Here is a 5,411-nt window from a genome sequence, read left to right as displayed (position 1 = left end):
TTCCCGGTCAGCGTCAGCAATTCATGTGTCAGCGCCGGCCGCTCCTCGTCATTGACGAGCTGGTAGAGGAAATAGAACAGGTTCAGCGCGCCGGCTTCCAAGCTCGGCCGCGTCGGGTCGGGCAATGCCGCGATCCGCTCTTCAAGCGCCCGGATAAAGGCGGCCGCCCGTCGCACGGTGTCGAGGCAGACGCGATCGCCGATAGCGCGCAGGTCCTCGCAGCTCTGCGCCAAACCCAGGCGCTCGAGATTCTCGCCGACAATCTTGAGATGCGTGCGCCGCATCTCCTTGCTGTGCCGGCTGGTCACGCTGCCGGGATGGACGCGGTAGACCAGAAGGCTTTCCGGCATCAGCGCCGCCGGATAGCGGTCGGCCAGCCGCCGGAAGAGGTCGAAATCCTCGGCGTGCCGGTAGTTGCCGTCGTAGTGAAGGTCGGCCTCGGAGATGACCTTGCGGTTGTAGACCACCGTCGGGTGCAGGAAGATGGTGAAGAATTTCGACAGCACGGTGAGGTCGAGACGGAACACCGGGTCGAGCCGCCCCTTAAGGACGCGGCCGTGCAGCAGCGTGTCCACCAGCGCGCCGCAGAAGCCGAGCTCCGGCCGCGCGGCAAACAGCGCCGCCTGGCGCGACAGCCGCCAGGGATAGGCGAAGTCGTCGGCGTCCATGCGCGCGACCAGCTCGCCCCGCGCGACCGCCAGTCCCTCATTGAGGCTGGCGACGAGGCCACGGTTTTCCCGCGAGATGATCGATACGCGGCCGTCGTCCCAGCGGCAGCGTTCGAGGATCTCCAGCGACCTGTCGGTCGATCCGTCGTCGATGGCGATGATTTCGAGCCGGCCGTAGTCCTGCCGCAGGATCGACTGCATGGCGGCGGCCACATAGGGCTCGGCATTGTAGACCGGCAACAGCACGGAAATGAGAGGTGCCGCGGTCATGGTCGGCTCCGGTCCGTCGGCCGCAGATCGAGCGCCGGGGCGGCGCCGAACCGGAGGGCCTCGCTCGCGCCGCGCGGATGAGCGGGCGCGACATAGGGGAAATAGCGCTTGAGGCCGTTGAGCGGCTTCTCGAAGAACACCCAGGAGAGCGAGGCGACGACCAGCGTGGCGGTGCCCGCGACGAGGAACCGCCCCGGCCCCTGTTCCGAGACGTTGACCGGGATCCATGGCTGCGCCCTGACGGCACAGGCCAGAAGGATCGAATGATAGAGGTATACGCCGTAGCTGATGCGGCCGAGCCATAGCAGCGGGGGGAGTTCGGCCACCCTGCCCATTGTGCCGCGCAGGCCGTTCGAGCATGCGTCGACGATTGCCAGCATCGGCACCAGCGGCAGCACCTGCACCAGCGTCCAGCGCGGCCATTCCCAGGCCGAATCCGCCGGCCCGGGATCGGACTGGACCACGAACAGGAACGCCACCGCCAGGGCCGGCCAGCAGAGCCGCATCCATTGCGGCGCATCCGCGCCCCTGGCGCGGCGGACGGCAAGCAGGGCGCCGCAGCCAAGCGCGTCCATCGAGGCCGGCGGCAGCAGGTCGCGGGCCAGCGCCGGGTTGGCGGCGATCGGCCAGTAGAACCGGTAGGCGAGCGAGAACGCGATGACGCCGATGGCGATCGCCTCGATGCGCCGGCGCGGCGCCAGAAGCACGATCAGCGGCCAGGCGAGGTAGAATTGCTCCTCGATGCTGAGGCTCCAGAAATGGCAGAGCAGCCAGGGCGTCCAGTCGTTCTGCCGCGCGTACCAGAAATTCGAGAGGTAGAGCGCATGCCAGGCGAGCGAGGGCCTGGATTGTTCCGAGGCGAACCATGCGAGCGCCAGGACCGCGAAGTAAGGCGGGAATATCCTGAGCATGCGCCTGGCATAGAAGGAACGCAGCGCCGGCCCGGAGGCGAATGCGCTGGTGTCACGCGCGTCCAGCAACAGCCGGGTGATCAAGAAGCCGGAAAGCACGAAGAACAGCCTGACCCCGAGATGGCCGACGAAGGACGAGCCGCCTGGAGCGAGGAAATGCGAGTAGAGCACCAGCGTCACCGCAACGCCCCGCAAGGCGTCGAGCTGGATGTCGCGCGCGTTTGTCATCAGCTGCGTTCGCCAGGTCTGTAATGCCGCGCGGCAGAGGGCGGGCAAATCCCGCCGTCGCGGGCCAGCCGCTTGCCGTCGTGGCCGGGGGCGCAATCCCTGCCGGCCGGCGGAATGCCCATCCGAGTCACAATAATGGCATCCTCCAACAGGCATGCCCCCGCTCCACGATTGTCGCGGCGGATGTTGCGGTGCAACACAAAATGCTTACGATCCTGAAATAAGATGTGATCCCATTGTGGGCCGAAAATAGTTGTGCAGTGAAATATCCGTACGGGTTGATCCAATGGTCCTATGAAGTCATGGGCAGTTGGTCTGATCTGCAGAAAGTATCAATCGCGATGGATGTCGGAGAGTTATCCTTGCAACCGCAGCGGGTATGGTGGCAATATTGAAAGAAGGGCTCGATCGCGGCGCCAAATTCTACAGAAGAGTCCGCGGAAACATCTTGAATTTCAAGCTATTGTGCGGTGCAGCGGGCCTGCCGCCCGAGGAAGAGGCCGCCTTGTCCCATCATCCACTGCCCGCTGCCTCACGACGGCGGCGCCGCAAAGGCCTTATCTCCGGTCCCGACCAAGGCAGGGGACGGAGAGCAAGTGACGTCGACGCCGATTGCAAAACCGCAGGCGCAAATGGGCGCTGTGCCCGTGTTCGGCCTGCTTGGCTCGATGCTGTCGGTGCAGATCGGCGCCGCCTTTGCCAAGGGCCTGTTCCCGGTGCTGGGGCCGGAGGGCACGACCATGCTGAGGCTTGCCATCGGCGCGCTGATGCTGGCCGCGGTGCTGAGGCCATGGAAGGTGCTGCCCTCGCGGAGGAACCTGCCCTGGCTCGCCGCCTACGGCATCACCGTCTGCGCCATGAACCTGCTGTTTTATGCCGCGCTCCAGCGCATTCCGCTGGGTATCTGCGTGGCGCTCGAATTCACCGGGCCGCTGTTCGTTGCGACCCTCGGCTCAAGGCGCCTGCTTGACCTTGTCTGGGTGGGGCTGGCGATAGCCGGCATCGCGCTGCTGTCGCCTTTCGCCGGGATCAGCCGCGGGCTCGATCCGCTGGGCGTGGCGCTGGCGCTGGCGGCCGGCGCCTGCTGGGGGCTCTACATCATCTTCGCACAGAAGGCCGGCGCCGAGCTCGGTGCGCGCACCTCCGCCTATGGCATGGCGATCGCCGCGGTGCTGGCGCTGCCTTTCGGCTTCAGCGCCGCTGAAGCCCATCTCGCCGACCCGCACGTCATGGCCGGCGCGGCCGTGGTCGGCCTGTTCTCCAGCGCGCTGCCCTTCTACCTGGAAATGCTGGTGCTGGCCCGCATGCCGGCCAGGGTCTACGGCATGCTTGTATGCCTGGAGCCGGCGGGCGCCGCGCTGACCGGCTTCCTGTTTCTGGCAGAGAAGCTCAACCTTCTGCAATGCGCCGGCATCGCCGCCGTCATTGCCGCCGCCTTCGGCACGGCGGTCGCAGCGCGGCGGCCCGCGCCTTCGCCGGCCTGACTCCACGGAAGCCGTCATGCGCACCAGAATCCATTTCTGAGCGACGCGCTCCAAAGCGTTGCCCGGCTTGGAGAAATCGATGCGCGCGCGGCAATTTCCGACCACATCCGGTGGTTGAAATAAGACTTAGGTCCTATCAAAAATAGCAATAAGTCCGAGTGGACAAGACAAGGGTCGTGGGCCACTTCCTAATCATGGGCTGATTGGGGATGCTTATGCTGCGACATTGCCGGTGGGGTAGTTCGGCCGACGGGCTGAAGGGCTGGCGTGGGGAGAGCGGGATGCGCTTAACGCGCAGGGGCTGCAGGCTGGTCTTGCAAGCGCTGACTGCGTTGGCGCTTGTTGTCGCGCCTTTCAGTCTCTCCCTCGATGGTGTCGTTGTGACCAAGGCCTATGCCGGCAAAGGCGGCAATGGCGGCGGAAACGGCGGCGGCAATGGTGGTGGTAACAGCGGCGGGAACGGCGGCGGCAATAGCGGCGGCAGTGGTGGTGGTAACAGCGGCGGCAATAGCGGGAACAGCGGCGGAAATAGCGGGAACAGCGGCGGAAATAGCGGGAACGGCAATAGCGGCGGAAACAGCGGAAACGGAAACGGCAACAGTAACGGCAACAGCAGCGGGAACAACAGCTCGAGCAACAGCGCCAGCCAGGCAAGCGCCGCCGATGTCGACAGCCACGTGAACGCGGCGACCGGCGATAAGGTCGAGGCCACCGCCGGCAGCATCCAGGTCACGCACCGCAACGGAATGAAGGAGACGATCGAGAAGGGCCGGTTCAGGATGGAAGACAAATACGGACGCACCATCGTCGACCGCAAGGCCACCATGGCCGATCTCAATCGCCTGAACAGTTTGTGAAAGCACAGTTTGTGAGAGCGAGGTTTTATCCGGATTAGATCTTAAGGGACCGAAGGTCAGCGCTGCAAAATCAGGTTGCCACCTTTTGCTTCGTCTCTGCGGTCCTGATCGTCTTGCGATGGAATCTGGCTACTCACCTTACCCCCGCCTCCGTGCGGGGGTAATTTTTTCAAGCTGCGGCGATTGCTGCTGTTGCGACATTGGTCACCCATGGCGGCGGAAATGGTCTGATCGGCCGGAGCATGGGTCGTGGGCCGCTTTCGTCGCGTCGGAGGAATGTGATCCTTGCCTCCGTCAAGCGACCGGTTCCGCGGTGCCCGTGCCGAAAGCGGACCTTCGGCAAATCGAGGTGGAACTGGCAAGAAGGAAAAGAATGCGCCAACCCGCCCGCAAAAGGCTAGCCGACCTCTCGCTGCGCCTCGCTGTCGCGCTGGCGGTTGTGGTCGCGCCCTGCCTGCTGGCGCCCGGCAACGTGACAAAGCTGTTGTCCGCCGCCTACGCCGGCAACGGCAATAGCGGCGGCAATGGCAATGGCGGCAATTCGGGTTCCGGCGGCGGTTCCAACTCCGGCTCCGCAGGTGGCTCCAACTCCGGCTCGGCCGGCGGCTCGAATTCCGGCAACGCCGGCGGCAATTCCGACAACAGCAATGCCGGCGGGGGCAACCCCAATGCGGGACCAGGCAACAACAGCGGAAAGGGCCATGCCAATCCCGGCGGCAAGAGCAGCTATACCAACGCGGCAACCGGCGACACGCTCTCGATCGACGGCAACAAGATCACCGTCGTCCACCGCAACGGCATGAAGGAAGAAGTCCAGAACGGCCGTTTCGAGATGACCGACGCGCAAGGCCGCACCATCATCGAGCGGCAGGCGACGGAGGAGGATCTGAATCGTCTGCTGAGCTTGTGAGGGCCGGGAAAGGCTACCCCCTTTTTCCGATACCCTCGCATGTCACCCCCGTCCCTTGAGGCGGGGGTGATTTGCGTTGGGGG

5 protein-coding genes are annotated in these 5,411 nt (G+C 64.9%); 3 read left to right on the top strand and 2 right to left on the bottom strand.

The genetic code is table 11. The annotated features are described in order from the left end of the window. Positions 1-938: glycosyltransferase family A protein (locus EOA24_RS26140; protein ID WP_133374615.1), on the bottom strand; the 938-nt coding region annotated here is incomplete at its 3' end. After that, the gene (locus EOA24_RS26135; RefSeq protein ID WP_126078100.1) at positions 935-2,077 is read right to left on the bottom strand and encodes an acyltransferase; all 1,143 of its coding nucleotides are present in this window, start codon (positions 2,075-2,077) and stop codon (positions 935-937) included. The genes EOA24_RS26135 and EOA24_RS26140, both read right to left, overlap by 4 nt. A 632-nt stretch (positions 2,078-2,709) precedes the next feature. Here EOA24_RS26135 and EOA24_RS26130 point away from each other — a divergent pair. The 3 genes from EOA24_RS26130 to EOA24_RS26120 all read left to right on the top strand — a co-directional run bounded on the left by EOA24_RS26130 (position 2,710) and on the right by EOA24_RS26120 (position 5,328). Continuing rightward, positions 2,710-3,561, top strand: coding sequence for an EamA family transporter (locus EOA24_RS26130; RefSeq protein WP_245467137.1), 852 nt, complete (start codon positions 2,710-2,712; stop codon positions 3,559-3,561). Between the two features lie 281 nt (positions 3,562-3,842). Then, positions 3,843-4,418 carry a hypothetical protein gene (locus EOA24_RS26125; RefSeq protein ID WP_126078098.1) on the top strand — a complete coding sequence of 192 codons (576 nt, stop codon included), beginning with the start codon at positions 3,843-3,845 and terminating at the stop codon, positions 4,416-4,418. 373 nt (positions 4,419-4,791) lie between these two features. Further along, the gene (locus EOA24_RS26120) at positions 4,792-5,328 is read left to right on the top strand and encodes a hypothetical protein (protein WP_126078097.1); all 537 of its coding nucleotides are present in this window, start codon (positions 4,792-4,794) and stop codon (positions 5,326-5,328) included. The last annotated feature ends 83 nt before the right edge of the window (positions 5,329-5,411 follow it).

Origin of the sequence: Mesorhizobium sp. M2A.F.Ca.ET.039.01.1.1 (assembly GCF_003998035.1) — a bacterium.
In the GTDB taxonomy this organism is placed as follows: Bacteria; Pseudomonadota; Alphaproteobacteria; order Rhizobiales; family Rhizobiaceae; genus Mesorhizobium.
Note: the sequence above shows the minus strand (reverse complement) of the source record. Positions and strands in the feature narration are given on the sequence as shown.